Source organism: Pantoea sp. SGAir0215 (genome assembly GCF_043543215.1).
Genome location: NZ_CP028031.1, coordinates 818,803 through 835,426, shown reverse-complemented (window position 1 = coordinate 835,426; position 16,624 = coordinate 818,803). Strand labels below are relative to the sequence as shown.

11 protein-coding genes are annotated in these 16,624 nt (G+C 52.8%); 3 read left to right on the top strand and 8 right to left on the bottom strand.

What is annotated here, in order from left to right:
• Window positions 1-4 precede the first annotated feature (4 nt).
• Both thiC and thiE read left to right on the top strand, forming a co-directional pair.
• Complete coding sequence (gene thiC / locus C1N64_RS04020) at window positions 5-1,927, top strand: phosphomethylpyrimidine synthase ThiC (RefSeq protein ID WP_033737960.1); 1,923 nt, start codon at window positions 5-7, stop codon at window positions 1,925-1,927.
• Entirely contained in the window at window positions 1,928-2,560 is a 633-nt protein-coding gene (gene thiE / locus C1N64_RS04015) for a thiamine phosphate synthase (RefSeq protein WP_033737961.1), read from the top strand.
• 114 nt (window positions 2,561-2,674) lie between these two features.
• Here the strand turns inward: thiE and C1N64_RS04010 are convergent, their stop codons facing one another.
• Window positions 2,675-4,213, bottom strand: coding sequence for an aminotransferase-like domain-containing protein (locus tag C1N64_RS04010; RefSeq protein ID WP_054634706.1), 1,539 nt, complete (start codon window positions 4,211-4,213; stop codon window positions 2,675-2,677).
• Window positions 4,214-4,387: 174 nt separating this feature from the next.
• Here C1N64_RS04010 and C1N64_RS04005 point away from each other — a divergent pair, with 174 nt between their 5' ends.
• Window positions 4,388-4,573 (top strand): DUF1127 domain-containing protein, encoded by a 186-nt coding sequence (locus tag C1N64_RS04005; protein WP_033737966.1) that lies wholly within the window; start codon window positions 4,388-4,390, stop codon window positions 4,571-4,573.
• A 175-nt stretch (window positions 4,574-4,748) separates the two neighbouring features.
• On the opposite strand, the gene rpoC is transcribed toward C1N64_RS04005, so the two are convergent.
• The 7 genes from rpoC to nusG form a co-directional block, all read right to left on the bottom strand.
• Window positions 4,749-8,972, bottom strand: coding sequence for a DNA-directed RNA polymerase subunit beta' (gene rpoC, locus C1N64_RS04000; protein WP_033737967.1), 4,224 nt, complete (start codon window positions 8,970-8,972; stop codon window positions 4,749-4,751).
• Between the two features lie 119 nt (window positions 8,973-9,091).
• Window positions 9,092-13,120, bottom strand: coding sequence for a DNA-directed RNA polymerase subunit beta (gene rpoB / locus C1N64_RS03995; RefSeq protein ID WP_033737970.1), 4,029 nt, complete (start codon window positions 13,118-13,120; stop codon window positions 9,092-9,094).
• Window positions 13,121-13,450: 330 nt separating this feature from the next.
• Entirely contained in the window at window positions 13,451-13,813 is a 363-nt protein-coding gene (gene rplL, locus C1N64_RS03990; RefSeq protein ID WP_006121499.1) for a 50S ribosomal protein L7/L12, read from the bottom strand.
• A 63-nt stretch (window positions 13,814-13,876) separates the two neighbouring features.
• Complete coding sequence (gene rplJ, locus C1N64_RS03985; protein WP_003848098.1) at window positions 13,877-14,374, bottom strand: 50S ribosomal protein L10; 498 nt, start codon at window positions 14,372-14,374, stop codon at window positions 13,877-13,879.
• 421 nt (window positions 14,375-14,795) lie between these two features.
• Window positions 14,796-15,500: a 50S ribosomal protein L1 gene (gene rplA / locus C1N64_RS03980; RefSeq protein WP_006121496.1), complete on the bottom strand. Its 705-nt coding sequence runs from the start codon at window positions 15,498-15,500 to the stop codon at window positions 14,796-14,798.
• A gap of 3 nt (window positions 15,501-15,503) precedes the next feature.
• On the bottom strand, window positions 15,504-15,932 hold the full coding sequence (rplK, locus tag C1N64_RS03975; protein ID WP_006121495.1) for a 50S ribosomal protein L11: 429 nt from the start codon (window positions 15,930-15,932) through the stop codon (window positions 15,504-15,506).
• A 145-nt stretch (window positions 15,933-16,077) separates the two neighbouring features.
• Entirely contained in the window at window positions 16,078-16,623 is a 546-nt protein-coding gene (gene nusG, locus C1N64_RS03970; RefSeq protein ID WP_003848088.1) for a transcription termination/antitermination protein NusG, read from the bottom strand.
• Window position 16,624: the final 1 nt, after the last annotated feature.

Genomic DNA, 16,624 nt, shown 5'->3' with positions numbered 1-16,624 from the left:
TGCTATGTCTACTACGAAAACGACCCGTCGCGAACAACGTGCTCAGGCACAGGAATTCATTGATTCCCTGCAGGGTGGCAGTGCCTTTCCCAACTCAAAACGTATCTGGCTGACCGGCAGTCGTGACGACATTCGTGTCCCCATGCGCGAAATCCAGCTTAGCCCTACATTGACCGGCGGCAGTAAAGATGAGCCCGTTTACCAGGAAAATGAGCCTGTGCCGGTTTATGACACCGCCGGTGCCTATGGCGATCCGGCAGCAAAAATCGACGTGCATCGCGGACTGGATAAACTGCGTGCTCGCTGGATTGAAGAGCGCGACGACAGCGAAAAACTGACGCAGATTAGCTCGGCGTATACGCAGCAGCGACTGGCTGATGACGGACTGGATCACCTGCGCTTTGAACATCTGCCAACGCCGCGCCGTGCTAAAGCCGGCCGCTGTGTGACCCAGTTGCATTACGCGCGTCGGGGAATCATCACACCAGAGATGGAGTTCATCGCCATCAGGGAGAACATGGGCCGTGAGCGCATTCGTGGTGAGGTACTGCTGCAACAGCATCCGGGCCACAGCTTTGGTGCCCATCTGCCCGAAAACATTACCCCCGAGTTTGTACGTCAGGAAGTGGCCGCTGGCCGCGCCATTATTCCGGCCAATATCAACCATCCCGAATCCGAACCGATGATCATTGGACGCAACTTTCTGGTGAAGGTGAATGCCAACATTGGTAACTCAGCGGTGACCTCGTCTATTGAAGAAGAAGTAGAAAAGCTGGTCTGGTCCACACGCTGGGGCGCGGATACGGTCATGGATCTGTCGACCGGACGCTATATTCATGAAACCCGTGAATGGATTCTGCGTAACAGTCCTGTTCCCATCGGCACTGTTCCGATTTATCAGGCACTGGAGAAGGTCAACGGTGTGGCAGAAAACCTGAACTGGGACATTTTCCGCGATACGTTACTGGAGCAGGCCGAACAGGGCGTGGATTATTTTACTATCCATGCGGGTGTGCTGCTGCGCTACGTTCCCATGACTGCAAAACGCCTGACCGGTATTGTGTCCCGTGGTGGCTCCATTATGGCGAAGTGGTGCCTGTCTCATCACAAGGAGAGCTTTCTCTATGAACACTTCCGCGACATCTGTGAAATTTGCGCAGCCTACGATATCGCTTTGTCCCTGGGTGACGGATTACGCCCCGGATCGATTCAGGACGCCAACGACGAAGCACAGTTCGCTGAGCTGCACACGCTGGGTGAACTGACAAAAATAGCCTGGGAATATGACGTACAGGTGATGATCGAAGGCCCCGGCCATATCCCGATGCAGATGATCCGTCGCAACATGACAGAGCAGCTGGAACATTGCCATGAAGCGCCGTTTTATACTCTGGGCCCACTGACGACCGACATTGCGCCGGGCTACGATCATTTTACCTCTGGCATCGGTGCCGCCATGATTGGCTGGTTTGGCTGCGCGATGTTGTGTTACGTCACGCCGAAGGAGCATCTTGGCCTGCCAAACAAAGAGGATGTGAAACAGGGATTAATCACCTACAAGATCGCCGCGCATGCTGCCGATCTGGCCAAAGGCCATCCGGGGGCGCAGATCCGCGACAACGCCATGTCGAAAGCGCGCTTCGAATTTCGCTGGGAAGATCAGTTCAATCTGGCGCTGGATCCTCATACAGCCCGGGCCTATCACGATGAAACGTTGCCACAGGAATCGGGTAAAGTCGCCCACTTCTGTTCAATGTGCGGCCCTAAGTTTTGCTCAATGAAGATCACGCAGGAAGTGCGTGACTATGCTGCCAGACAGGAAGCGGAAGCGCAGGCTATTGAGGTTGGCATGGCGCAGATGTCTGATCATTTCCGTGAACGGGGCGGTGAACTCTACCATCCCGCCACAGCGATTAAGGAGGAGTAAATGAACGCCTTTCCCGCTACCGCGCCGCGATTAGGGCTGTATCCGGTGGTCGACAGCGTCGAATGGATCGAACGCTTACTGGATGCCGGGGTGCGCACGATTCAGCTGCGGATTAAGGATCTGCCAGATGAGATCGTTGAACCCACCATCATCCAGGCTATCGCAACAGGTCAGCGTTACCAGGCGCGCCTGTTTATTAATGACTACTGGCAGCTGGCGATTAAGCATAAGGCTTATGGCGTTCATCTGGGGCAGGAAGATCTGGCCGTGGCCAATGTGCAGCGCATTCTGGACGCAGGCTTGCGCCTGGGCATTTCCACGCACGATGATGCTGAGCTGGATCGGGCGCTGGCGCTGCGTCCTTCCTACATTGCGCTGGGACATATCTTTCCGACTCAGACGAAGGTGATGCCCTCTTCTCCGCAGGGGTTGTCTGAACTTAAACGCCATCTGAGTCGGTTGCAGGGGATCTCTACCGTGGCGATTGGCGGCATCAGCATTGATCGCGTTCCGGCGGTACTTGAAACTGGTGTCGGCAGTATCGCCGTGGTGAGCGCCATTACGCAGGCAGAGGACTGGCGGGCGGCCACCCGCGAGCTGTTACGGCTTGTTGAGCCCGAATCCGGGCATTAACCCCGCCCTGTCGCGCAGATAAACGCGCACGTTGTGCAACAGGCAGTAAAAACTGGAAAGCCGCGCACGGCAATGAACATTGCGACTGGCGCGGCTTTTTTCTGTCCTTTAAAGTCACTGGCGTCCGGCCGGGATGGCCTGACCAGGGCCAGTTCCCTCCTCTTTCTGGCCCTGCTTCTCACCACCTGAAGCGATGATATCGATAACGGCGGACAGGTCAGCCGACGGCTGATGCGCACAGGCGGCCATCGCCCGCTCGACAGCCTTACCGGTCAAGGCCAGTGCCTGTTCAATCTTACCGCTTGCGGGCAAGGCGTAATTCAGGCGCAGACAGTTACGGTACTTTCCGGAGGCCGAAAACAGCGAGCCTACGGCAATCTGGATCCCTGATTTGCGTAATTCGTGGTTGAGCTGCACCGCATCAAATGCCTCAGGCAATTCAATCCACATCAAAAAACCGCCCTGAGGCCGCGTGACGCAGATACCGCAAGGGAAGTAATGCCTTACCCAGCAGGAAAAGGTGTCGTAATTGCGCTGGTAAACCTGGCGCATCCGCCGAAGATGCGTCTGGTAATGGCCCTGCTGGATAAAGTCAGCTACGGCATGCTGAGGCTGAGTGGCGGTAGAACCTGTCACAATGTATTTCATATGCAAAACACGATCGCGGAAGCGTCCGGGCGCCACCCAGCCCACACGTAAACCCGGTGCCAGCGTTTTGGAAAACGAGCTGCACAGCAATACGCGTCCTTCTGTATCCAGAGATTTAATGGATGAAGGCCGCGGGTACTCCCAGGCCAGCTCACCATAAACATCGTCTTCAATGATCGCCGCATCAAAACGCTGTACCAGACTCAGCAGCGCGCGCTTGCGCTTTTCGGGCATGATAAAGCCAAGAGGATTGTTGCAGTTAGGGACGACGACGACCGCTTTGATCGGCCACTGATCAAAGGCCAGTTCCAGCGCTTCAAGGCTGATTCCCGTTACAGAATCGGTCGGAATCTCAATGGCCCGAATGCCGAACCCACGTAATGTCTGCATGATGCCGTGAAATGACGGCGATTCGACCGCAATGATATCGCCGGGCTGGCATACTGCGCGCACGGACACTGACAGCGCTTCGTGGCAGCCTGTGGTAATCACAATATCTTCTGAGGTCAGCTGGCAGCCGCTGTCGATCATCAACCGGGCAATTTGTTCTCTCAGCCGGGCGACACCGTAAAGGTTGTCGTAATTCAGCAGCGTGCTTTCCTGCTGCTGCGCCTGACGGCTAAACGCCTTCCACAGAGGTTTCAGTGTGGACTGCGTTAAATCCGGCATACCGCTGCCCAGTTGCAGTACATCCTGTTCCCGGCGGCTGTTAAGCAGGTCAAGCACCGCATCCCACTGGGTAATTTCCACCGGATATTGCGCCGGACGCGTTAAGGCCGGAATGGGTGGCATCGCCTTATGCGGCGCCACAAAATACCCGGAACGCGCCTGCGGAATAATCAGCTGTTTCTGCTCCAGCAGATAATAGGCCTGCTGTACCGTGCTGATGCTGACACCATGTTCGACGCTCAAACTCCGAACGGAGGGCAGGCGCTCGCCACTTTGGTACAACCCCTGTTCAATACGTTTTTCCAGCAATGTGGCTAAATGTTGATAGCGCGTCATGATTGACCTCAGCCAGGTTGATGACCCGACAAAACAGTACAGACAGCCTGTATTTCTACCATTCAGTCCACGCTGACGGCAATCTGTATGTTAAATAATTGCTTCGGGTGCATCTGTATTGGAAATTGTATCTGCATGAAAATATTTCTCAGGTTACTTACTGAGGGCAGGATCATGGGATATGAGGAAAATCGTAGCGCTAAACCCTTTGCAGTTTCACTCAGCCTGTTTCGCTTTATCTGGCATCATTTTCGTCGCTGGCAGTGTCGGCGCGAAACCCGCATGATTTTATGCAGACTGAGCGACAGTGCGCTGAAAGATATCGGGTTAAAGAGAAGCGATATCAACAAACGCTTTTAATTACGGCTCGCCTGTAAACAGGCGTGAGTCGATTTCGTTAACAGGACGGACTTCGGAAAACACTCTTCACGACAGCACGCGTTATGAATGCCGGTGCCGCCTGTATAAGACAGCCTGATCTCGCAGGCAAAAAAAAACCCTGCCGGAGCAGGGTTTTTTATCAGGCGTTTGACGATTACTCGTCGTTGTTACCGCCAAGACCAGCGTTCAGTAACTCCGCCAGGCTTGCGGATGCTTCGTCAGCAGTCACCTGCGGTGCAGCTGGCACTTCGCCTGCCGCACGACGACGCATACGATCCTGGTGATAAGCGTAACCGGTACCGGCCGGGATCAAACGACCCACGATCACGTTCTCTTTCAGACCGCGCAGTTCGTCGCGCTTGCCTGCTACTGCCGCTTCAGTCAGGACACGTGTAGTTTCCTGGAACGATGCTGCAGAGATGAACGATTCGGTTGCCAGTGACGCTTTAGTGATACCCAGCAGGTCACGTACGAAGGTTGCGCCAACTTTTCCGTTCGCTTCAAGTTCACGGTTAGAGATCTTGATGCGAGAGAATTCAGCCTGCTCACCTTCCAGGAACTCGGTGCTGCCCGCGCTCATGATAGTAGCTTTACGCAGCATCTGACGAACGATGACTTCGATGTGCTTATCGTTAATCTTAACGCCTTGCAGACGGTAAACTTCCTGCACTTCGTTAGTGATGTAACGGGTAACCGCATGCACGCCACGTAAACGCAGGATGTCATGTGGTGACTCTGGACCATCGGAAACCACGTCACCGCGCTCAACACGTTCACCTTCGAACACGTTCAGCTGACGCCATTTCGGAATCATCTCTTCGTACGGATCGCTACCATCCAGCGGTGTAATCACCAGACGACGCTTACCTTTGGTTTCTTTACCGAAGGAGATGATGCCGCTGATCTCCGCCAGGATTGCTGGCTCTTTCGGACGACGCGCTTCGAACAGGTCAGCAACGCGTGGCAGACCACCGGTAATATCCTTGGTACCGCCAGATTCCTGCGGAACACGCGCCAGGGTATCACCCGAGCTGATCTTCACGCCATCTTCCAGCTGTACAATCGCTTTACCTGGCAGGAAGTACTGAGCAGGCATATCGGTACCTGGGATCAGAACATCATTGCCGTTGGCATCAACGATTTTCAGTGCCGGACGCAGATCTTTACCACCTGAGGTACGTTCTGCAGAGTCCAGAACCACCAGCGATGACAGACCTGTTAAGTCATCAGTCTGACGCGTAATGGTCTGACCGTCGATCATGTCGGTGAAGCGAATGAAACCGCCCACTTCTGTGATAACTGGCATGGTATGCGGATCCCAGTTTGCAACGGTTTCACCCGCAGCAACCTGCTCACCATCACCTTTCGCCATGGTCGCACCGTAAGGAACTTTATAGCTCTCTTTCGTACGGCCAAATTCGTCGATCATTTTCAGTTCAACGTTACGCGAGGTGATCACCAGCTTGCCTGCTGAGTTCGTTACCGACTTAGCATTGGTCAGCTTGATGGTACCTTTGTTCTTCACCTGAATGCTGGATTCAGCTGCCGCACGAGATGCCGCACCACCGATGTGGAACGTACGCATCGTCAGCTGTGTACCCGGCTCACCGATTGACTGTGCTGCGATAACACCGATTGCTTCGCCTTTGTTGATGATGTGACCACGTGCCAGGTCGCGACCATAGCAATGCGCACACACACCAAAGTCGGTTTCACAACCTACAACCGAACGCACCTTCACGCTGTCGACTGAGTTCAGTTCCAGCACGTCACACCAGTGCTCATCGAGCAGTGTGTTACGTGGAACCAGAATGTCAGCCGTGCCAGGCTTCAGAACGTCTTCTGCCGTTACACGGCCCAGAACGCGCTCACGCAGTGGCTCTTTCACGTCGCCACCTTCGATGACTGGCGTCATCATGATGCCTTCGTGTGTACCACAGTCGTCTTCGGTGACAACAAGATCTTGCGCAACGTCAACCAGACGACGCGTCAGATAACCGGAGTTCGCGGTTTTCAGTGCGGTATCTGCCAGACCTTTACGTGCACCGTGCGTCGAGATGAAGTACTGAAGTACGTTCAGACCTTCACGGAAGTTCGCGGTGATAGGCGTTTCAATGATGGAGCCATCTGGCTTAGCCATCAGACCACGCATACCGGCCAGCTGACGAATCTGTGCAGCAGAACCACGCGCACCGGAGTCGGCCATCATAAAGATGCTGTTAAAGGAAACCTGTTTCTCTTCTTCGCCGTCACGGTTAATCACGGTCTCGGTTGAGAGGTTTTCCATCATCGCCTTCGCTACGCGCTCGTTCGCGGCAGCCCAGATATCGATGACTTTGTTGTAACGTTCGCCGGCGGTAACCAGACCAGACTGGAACTGTTCCTGAATTTCGGCCACTTCGGCTTCGGCTTCAGAGATGATTTCCACTTTCTTGGCTGGGATAACCATGTCGTCGATACCAACAGACGCACCTGAACGGGCGGCGTAGGCGAAACCGGTGTACATGGTCTGGTCAGCAAAGATAACGGTCGGCTTCAGGCCCAAAATGCGATAACAGGTGTTCAGCATTTTAGAGATAGCCTTTTTACCCAGCGCCTGGTTGACGATGGAGAAAGGCAGACCTTTCGGTACGATCATCCACAGAATCGAACGACCAATGGTGGTGTCGATCAAGCTGGTTTTCGCAACGAACTCATCCTGCTCGTTTTTGCTGTACTCAGTGATACGCACTTTAACGCGCGCATGCAGCTCGGCCAGGCCAGCGCGATAAACACGCTCAGCTTCTTTCGGGCCGGTCAGCACCATGCCTTCACCTTTGGCATTCACTTTGTCGCGGGTCATGTAGTACAGACCCAGTACAACGTCCTGTGAAGGAACGATGATTGGCTCGCCGTTCGCCGGTGACAGAATGTTGTTGGTCGACATCATCAGCGCACGCGCTTCCAGCTGGGCTTCCAGCGTCAGCGGTACGTGAACAGCCATCTGGTCACCATCGAAGTCGGCGTTATAGGCCGCACAAACCAGCGGGTGAAGCTGGATTGCTTTACCTTCGATCAGAACCGGTTCAAAGGCCTGGATACCTAAACGGTGCAGCGTTGGTGCACGGTTCAGCAGGACCGGGTGTTCGCGGATGACTTCGTCCAGGATATCCCAAACGACAGCTTCTTCACGCTCAACCATCTTCTTCGCGGCTTTGATGGTGGTGGCCAGGCCACGCAGTTCCAGCTTGCCGTAGATGAACGGTTTGAACAGCTCCAGTGCCATTTTCTTCGGCAGACCGCACTGATGCAGACGCAGGTATGGACCAACGGTAATAACAGAACGACCGGAGTAGTCGACACGCTTACCGAGCAGGTTCTGACGGAAACGACCCTGCTTACCTTTGATCATATCGGCCAAAGATTTCAGAGGACGCTTGTTAGAACCGGTGATCGCACGACCGCGACGACCGTTATCCAGCAGGGCATCAACCGCTTCCTGCAGCATACGTTTTTCGTTACGTACGATGATATCTGGCGCAGCCAGATCCAGCAGGCGTTTCAGACGGTTGTTACGGTTGATCACGCGACGATACAGATCGTTCAGATCCGACGTAGCGAAACGACCACCATCCAGCGGTACCAGCGGACGCAGATCAGGCGGCAGAACCGGCAGAACGGTCAGGATCATCCACTCTGGCTTATTACCAGACTGAACGAACGCTTCCAGCAGCTTGATACGCTTGGTCAGTTTTTTACGCTTGGTCTCGGAGTTGGTTTCGTTCAGCTCTTCACGCAGCTGCTCGCACTCTTGCTCCAGATCCATATTTTTCAGCAGCGCCTGGATAGCTTCTGCACCCATCTTCGCGTCGAATTCGTCACCGAACTCTTCCAGCGCGTCAAGGTACTGCTCTTCCGTCAGAATCTGACGTTTTTCCAGGTTAGTCATGCCGCCTTCGATCACAACATAAGATTCGAAGTACAGCACGCGCTCGATATCACGCAGCGGCATATCCAGCAGCAAGCCGATACGCGATGGCAGTGATTTCAGGAACCAAATGTGCGCAGTCGGTGATGCCAGCTCAATGTGGCCCATGCGCTCACGACGTACTTTGGTCTGTGTAACTTCTACGCCACACTTCTCGCAGATTACGCCACGATGTTTTAAACGCTTGTACTTACCGCACAGGCATTCGTAATCTTTTACCGGTCCAAAAATACGGGCACAGAAAAGACCGTCACGCTCTGGCTTGAAGGTACGGTAGTTAATGGTTTCCGGCTTTTTAACTTCACCAAAAGACCATGAACGGATCATGTCTGGCGAAGCCAGCGCAATTTTGATCGCATCAAACTCTTCGGTCTTAGTTTGCGCTTTCAGAAACTTAAGTAAGTCTTTCACGGATTAGCTCCCGTCGGAGTGAGACTCAGGGGCGTCCAACCGAAATTGAACGCCCCATAACCAGTACAAATGCGAGCGCGTTAACCCTGCGCTTACAGGCCGAAGCCTGCTACTGAGGGTTACTCGTCTTCCAGCTCGATGTTGATACCCAGCGAGCGAATCTCTTTCAACAGTACGTTGAACGATTCTGGCATGCCAGGTTCCATCTGATGGTTGCCATCCACGATGTTCTTATACATCTTGGTACGGCCGTTAACGTCATCAGACTTAACGGTAAGCATTTCCTGGAGGGTATATGCCGCACCGTATGCTTCCAGTGCCCATACTTCCATCTCACCGAAGCGCTGACCACCGAACTGTGCCTTACCACCCAGCGGCTGCTGAGTAACGAGGCTGTAGGAACCGGTAGAACGTGCGTGCATCTTGTCATCAACCAGGTGGTTGAGTTTCAGCATGTACATATAACCAACGGTTACCTGACGTTCGAACTGCTCACCAGTGCGACCATCAAACAGGGTAATCTGACCGGAAGAAGGCAGACCGCCGAGCTCTAACAGCTCTTTGATTTCGCTCTCTTTCGCACCATCAAACACCGGCGTGGCGATCGGCATACCTTTTTTCAGGTTTTCAGCCAGACGCAGAACTTCGTCATCACTAAAGGTATTCAGGTCAACTTTCTGACGCACATCTGTGCCCAGATCGTAAGCACGCTGGATGAATTCGCGCAGTTTGGCGACTTCTTCCTGCTTTTTCAGCATCGCGTTAATTTTCTCGCCGATACCTTTCGCTGCCATCCCTAAGTGCGTCTCAAGGATCTGACCGATGTTCATACGTGAAGGTACGCCCAGCGGGTTCAGTACGATATCGACCGGCGTACCGTTCTCATCGTAAGGCATGTCTTCGATTGGGTTGATCTTCGAGATAACACCTTTGTTACCGTGACGACCTGCCATCTTATCACCAGGCTGAATCTGACGTTTAACGGCCAGATAAACCTTAACGATTTTCAGCACGCCTGGTGCCAGATCATCGCCTTGTGTGATTTTACGACGCTTGCCTTCGAGTTTTTTCTCAAACTCGTGCTTCAGTTCGTCGTACTGCTCTGCCAGCTGTTCCAGCTGGTTTTGCTTGGCTTCGTCAGTCAGACCCAGTTCCAGCCAACGCTCACGCGGCAGCTTGTCCAGTTTGTCTGCTTCAACGCCACCAGAAATCAGGACAGACTGGATACGGCTGAACAGGCCCGCTTCCAGAATCTGCAGCTCTTCAGACAGGTCTTTCTTCGCCTGCTTCAGCTGCATCTCTTCGATTTCCAGCGCACGTTTGTCTTTTTCCACGCCATCGCGGGTGAAGACCTGAACGTCGATAACCGTACCCGAAACACCGTTAGGCACGCGCAGAGAAGAGTCTTTCACGTCAGACGCTTTCTCACCGAAGATCGCACGCAGCAGTTTCTCTTCTGGTGTCAGCTGGGTTTCGCCTTTTGGCGTCACTTTACCAACCAGAATGTCACCACCGGTCACTTCCGCACCGATGTAAACGATACCGGATTCATCCAGTTTAGAGAGTGCAGCCTCACCCACGTTCGGGATGTCAGCGGTAATCTCTTCTGGCCCCAGCTTGGTGTCGCGAGACACACAGGCCAGTTCCTGAATGTGGATGGTCGTGAAGCGATCTTCCTGCACCACGCGCTCGGAGACTAAGATGGAGTCTTCGAAGTTGTAACCGTTCCACGGCATGAACGCGACGCGCATGTTCTGACCCAGCGCCAGTTCACCGAGATCGGTAGACGGGCCATCAGCCAGCACATCACCACGCTCAACTGGCTCGCCCAGAGATACACATGGCATCTGGTTGATACAGGTGTTCTGGTTAGAACGGGTGTATTTGGTCAGGTTGTAGATGTCGATGCCCGCTTCGCCCGGATACATTTCGTCTTCGTTAACTTTGATAACGATACGTGATGCATCAACGTACTGAACGGTACCGCCACGTTTCGCCACAGCGGTAACACCGGAGTCAACGGCAACCGCGCGCTCCATACCGGTCCCTACCAGCGGCTTATCGGCACGCAGTGTAGGAACGGCCTGACGTTGCATGTTCGCACCCATCAGGGCGCGGTTAGCATCATCGTGTTCCAGGAACGGGATCAGTGACGCACCGACGGAAACGACCTGTTGGGTCGAAACGTCCATGTAGTCAACCTGATCGCGGCTGAACAGGCTCGATTCACCTTTGCTACGGCAGGTCACCAGGTCATCAACGAACGCACCTTCTTCTGACAGATTGGTGTTCGCCTGAGCGATGACATAGTTACCTTCTTCGATGGCAGACAGGTAATGAATTTCATCAGAAACCACACCGTCGATCACGCGACGATAAGGGGTTTCCAGGAAACCGTACTCGTTCGTCTGCGCATATACAGACAAGGAGTTGATCAGACCGATGTTCGGTCCTTCAGGGGTTTCGATTGGGCAGACACGACCGTAGTGCGTTGGGTGTACGTCACGCACTTCGAAGCCGGCACGCTCACGGGTTAAACCACCCGGGCCGAGAGCAGAGATACGACGCTTGTGCGTAATCTCTGACAACGGGTTGTTCTGATCCATAAACTGGGACAGCTGGCTTGAACCAAAGAACTCTTTCACCGCCGCCGAAATAGGCTTGGCGTTGATCATGTCCTGAGGCATCAATGTGTCGAGGTCGCCCAGAGAAAGACGCTCTTTCACTGCACGCTCAACACGGACCAGGCCGACGCGGAACTGGTTTTCCGCCATTTCACCCACTGAACGAATACGACGGTTACCGAGGTGGTCAATATCGTCCACTTCGCCTTTACCGTTACGGATGTCGATCAGCTTTTTCATCACTTCGATGATATCTTCTTTGCTCAGGATACCTGAACCTTCGATTTCATCACGCAGCAATGAACGGTTGAACTTCATGCGGCCGACAGCAGAAAGATCGTAACGATCTTCAGAGAAGAACAGGTTCTCGAACAGGTTCTCTGCTGCTTCACGCGTAGGTGGCTCACCAGGACGCATCATGCGGTAAATCTCAACCAGCGCGCTCAGGCGATCGTTGGTTGGGTCGACGCGCAGGGTCTCGGAGATATAAGGGCCGTGATCCAGATCGTTGGTGAACAGCGTTTCGATACGCTTGTGACCCGCCTGGCTCAGCTTGGCCAGCAGATCCAGCGACAGCTCCATGTTCGCTGCGATAATCAGTTCACCGGTGTTCTCATCGATATAATCTTTAGAGACCACTTTGCCTGCAATATATTCAACAGGCACTTCAATGTGCTGGATACCGTCTTTTTCGAGCTGACGAATGTGACGCGCAGTGATGCGACGCCCTTTCTCAACGTAGACCGTGCCGTTCGATTCGATATCGAAGGTCGCGGTTTCACCACGCAGGCGCTCTGGCACCAGTTCCATCTGCAGCTTGTTGTCACGGATTTCATACACCACTTTCTCGAAGAAGATATCGAGGATTTCAGCAGTGGTGTAATGCAGTGCGCGCAGGATGATACTGGCCGGCAGCTTACGACGACGGTCAATACGGACGAAAAGGTTGTCTTTCGGGTCAAACTCGAAGTCCAGCCATGAACCACGGTAAGGAATGATACGTGCGTTATACAGCACTTTACCCGATGAGTGGGTTTTACCCTTATCGCTGTCAAAGAATACGCCAGGACTACGATGCAGCTGAGAAACGATAACACGCTCAGTACCGTTGATAACAAAGGTACCGTTGTCTGTCATGAGTGGAATTTCACCCATGTAGACTTCTTGTTCTTTAATGTCTTTTACTGTGCCTTCTGGCGCTTCGCGCTCATAGATCACCAGACGCAGTTTGACGCGCAGCGGTGCCGAGTAGGTCACGCCACGGATCTGACATTCTTTCACGTCAAAGACAGGTTCACCTAAGCGATAGCTGACATACTGCAACTCAGAGTTGCCGCTGTAGCTCGCGATAGGGAATACAGAGCGGAAGGCAGCTTCCAGTCCGTACTGACCTTCTGGATCTTGCTCGATAAACTTCTGAAACGAATCAAGCTGGATAGAAAGGAGATAAGGTATGTCCAAAACTTGTGGACGTTTACCAAAATCCTTACGAATACGTTTTTTCTCGGTATAGGAGTAAACCATAGGGTTCCTCAGCTAGCTGACAAGTCGACCCACGCTGTCCGTCCTGACAGGACAGTTCATGCAACACGATTTTGTTTGATTCACGCACTGCCCGGCAGTGTGTGCAATACCTCTTTCTATCACGCTTAAATCATTTCATTGCTTCAGCGTGGGCAGGGAACCCGCACAGGAAAGCAGTATATTAAGTCGTCGATAGAGAAAGATATTGAAGAGCAACAATGGACAAACAGTGCGAAACCCCATTGAGGCCCTGGAGCGCAAAAAGGCTGGTGACCAAAAAGTCACCAGCCATCAGTCTGATATTACTCAGACTGCAACCCGAGGGTTGTCTTACTTAACTTCAACTTCAGCGCCAGCTTCTTTCAGAGCAGCTTCAAGTGCAGCTGCGTCATCTTTGCTGATGCCTTCTTTGATCACGCCAGTTGCTTCAACCAGATCTTTGGCTTCTTTCAGGCCCAGACCAGTTGCGGTACGAACGGCTTTGATTACTGCAACTTTGTTCGCGCCAACAGCTTTCAGGATAACGTCGAATTCAGTTTTCTCTTCAACAGCTTCAGCTGGGCCAGCAGCAACAGCTACAGCAGCAGCAGCAGAAACGCCGAATTTTTCTTCCATAGCAGAAACCAGCTCAACTACTTCCATTACGGACATAGCGGCAACGGCTTCCAGAATTTGGTCTTTAGTGATAGACATAACAATTGTTCCTAAGAATCAGAAAAAGTTTATACGTTAGCAAGTACGAAGAAAAGAGAGGCCTTAAGCCGCTTCTTTTGCATCGCGAACAGCAGCCAGAGTGCGAACCAGTTTGCCGGCAGCGGCTTCTTTCATGGTCGACATCAGACGTGCCAGTGCTTCTTCGTAGGTCGGCAGCGTTGCCAGACGGTCAATATTGGCCGCCGTGATCAGCTCACCTTCAAAGGCTGCAGCTTTGACCTCAAATTTTGCATTCGCTTTCGCGAAATCTTTGAACAGACGAGCAGCAGCGCCCGGGTGTTCCATAGAATATGCAATCAGGGTCGGACCAACAAACGTGTCTTTCAGGCACTCGAACTGAGTACCTTCAACGACGCGGCGCAGCAGGGTGTTACGAACAACACGCATGTAAACGCCAGCTTCACGACCTGCTTTACGCAGTTCGGTCATTTTATCAACGGTAACGCCACGAGAATCCGCAACAACCGCTGAAAGCGCACCTTTGGCTACTTCGCTGACTTCAGCAACAATCGCTTGTTTGTCTTGAAGATTTAATGCCATTAGCTTTAGCTCCTGGATTTGACCGGGGATGGATTTCCCCGGAACTCACTTCACTTATTCGCCCGAAGGAAAATAAGCGCTATTACACGGTGAGCAGAATCCAGTAAAGAAAAATTCTTTTGGTTCTGTCACCGTCTACGCAGGGTATTAAGCATTACATCCGAAAATGTGCAGCTCCTGCGGTCTTGGACGGAGGCCAGGATAAGGCCTGGCTCCAACCTAAAATTCGGCTGTACATCGTGGCTCAGATTGCCTTGCACTGACAGCCTTTATAAGGCCTGCTGAACACTTTACTGTGTTTCAGGCGACTGACTCAGTCGCTGCGTTCGCACAATCTGACTTACTCACGATGACATCTGCATGAATGCAGAACAACGGGCGTAAGATTCTAGGTGAATTTTTCGCCCGTTTCAAGCAGCAATTAGTTTGCCGCTGCGCTCAGACCAGCCTGGTCAACGGCAACGCCGGCGCCCATGGTGGTAGAGATGCTGACTTTCTTGATGTACACGCCTTTCGCCTGAGCAGGTTTTGCTTTTTTCAGCGCAACCAGCAGAGATTCCAGGTTTTCTTTCAGTTTGTCAGCATCGAAGTCCACTTTACCGATGGTAGTGTGGATGATGCCGTTTTTGTCGTTACGATAACGAACCTGACCTGCTTTAGCGTTCTTAACCGCTTCAGCAACGTTCGGGGTTACAGTACCGACTTTCGGGTTTGGCATCAGGCCACGTGGACCCAGAACCTGACCTAACTGGCCAACAACGCGCATTGCATCTGGAGATGCAATAACAACGTCAAAGTTCATTTCGCCTTTCTTGATCTGCTCAGCCAGATCTTCCATACCTACCAGCTCAGCGCCAGCTGCTTTAGCAGCTTCAGCGTTTGCGCCCTGGGTGAAGACGGCTACACGTACAGAGCGACCTGTACCGTGTGGCAGAACGGTCGCGCCGCGCACGTTCTGGTCAGATTTACGAGCGTCGATGCCGAGGTTAACAGCAACGTCTACGCTTTCAACGAACTTAGCGGTAGCCAGCTCTTTCAGTAATGCGATTGCTTCAGCAATATCGTACTGCTTAGTCGCGTCAACTTTGTCGCGAATAACGCTCATGCGCTTGGTCAGCTTTGCCATTTCTTAGTCCTCTACTACCAGGCCCATGGAACGAGCAGTACCTTCGATTGAGCGAGTCATCGCTTCAACGTCAGAACCAGTCATGTCCGCAGCTTTAGTTTCTGCGATTTCACGTACCTGAGCACGAGTCACTTTACCGACTTTATCTTTGTTCGGCTTACCAGAACCAGACTTGATGCCCGCTGCTTTTTTCAGCAGAACGGCAGCCGGAGGCGTTTTGGTAATGAAGGTGAAAGAACGGTCGCTGTATACGGTGATAACAACTGGAGTAGGCAGGCCTTTTTCCAGTGATTCTGTTTTGGCGTTAAACGCTTTACAGAATTCCATGATGTTAACACCCTGCTGACCCAGAGCTGGACCAACTGGTGGACTTGGGTTCGCCATACCAGCTGCAACCTGCAGCTTGACGTAGGCTTGTACTTTCTTAGCCATGATAATTCCTCAATTGGGTTATAGCGCCTTTAAAAGGCTCCCCGTGGTAACGATTTACACGCTGTTGCCAGCGCATAAAAACAAAAGGCGCGAAATTATAGTTTAATTTCGCGCCTGCTGCAACAGCCAAATAGTGAAAGAAAGGTTAGCCTTTCTCCACCTGACCGAAGTCGAGTTCGACAGGTGTTGCACGTCCAAAGATGGAGACCGAAACAGTCAGACGACTCTTCTCATAATCGACATCTTCGACCACGCCGTTAAAGTCGGCAAACGGACCATCGTTGACGCGTACCATTTCGCCCGGTTCGAACAGCGTTTTCGGACGTGGCTTGTCACCTACCTGCTGCAGGCGGTTCATGATCGCATCAACTTCTTTATCGCTGATTGGCGCAGGGCGGTCAGAAGTACCACCGATGAAACCCATTACGCGTGGCACGCTGCGAACGAGGTGCCAGCTGGCATCATTCATAACCATCTGAACCAGAACGTAGCCTGGGAAGAATTTACGTTCGCTTTTACGGCGTTGACCACCACGGATCTCGACCACTTCTTCAGTCGGCACCATGACGTCGCCAAACAGCTCTTCCATGTTGTGCAATTTGATGTGCTCACGCAGCGACTGTGCTACGCGGCCTTCAAAACCGGAAAACGCCTGCACGACGTACCAGCGTTTTTTTGGAGCTTCAGACATC

Bases quoted from the DNA above. Each gene is read 5' to 3' on its own strand.
- thiC (WP_033737960.1), top strand. From the start codon at position 5: ATGTCTACTACGAAAACGACCCGTCGCGAACAACGTGCTCAGGCACAG.
- thiE (WP_033737961.1), top strand. From the start codon at position 1,928: ATGAACGCCTTTCCCGCTACCGCGCCGCGATTAGGGCTGTATCCGGTG.
- C1N64_RS04010 (WP_054634706.1), bottom strand. From the start codon at position 4,213: ATGACGCGCTATCAACATTTAGCCACATTGCTGGAAAAACGTATTGAA.
- C1N64_RS04005 (WP_033737966.1), top strand. From the start codon at position 4,388: ATGGGATATGAGGAAAATCGTAGCGCTAAACCCTTTGCAGTTTCACTC.
- rpoB (WP_033737970.1), bottom strand. From the start codon at position 13,120: ATGGTTTACTCCTATACCGAGAAAAAACGTATTCGTAAGGATTTTGGT.
- rplL (WP_006121499.1), bottom strand. From the start codon at position 13,813: ATGTCTATCACTAAAGACCAAATTCTGGAAGCCGTTGCCGCTATGTCC.
- rplJ (WP_003848098.1), bottom strand. From the start codon at position 14,374: ATGGCATTAAATCTTCAAGACAAACAAGCGATTGTTGCTGAAGTCAGC.
- rplA (WP_006121496.1), bottom strand. From the start codon at position 15,500: ATGGCAAAGCTGACCAAGCGCATGAGCGTTATTCGCGACAAAGTTGAC.
- rplK (WP_006121495.1), bottom strand. From the start codon at position 15,932: ATGGCTAAGAAAGTACAAGCCTACGTCAAGCTGCAGGTTGCAGCTGGT.
- nusG (WP_003848088.1), bottom strand. From the start codon at position 16,623: ATGTCTGAAGCTCCAAAAAAACGCTGGTACGTCGTGCAGGCGTTTTCC.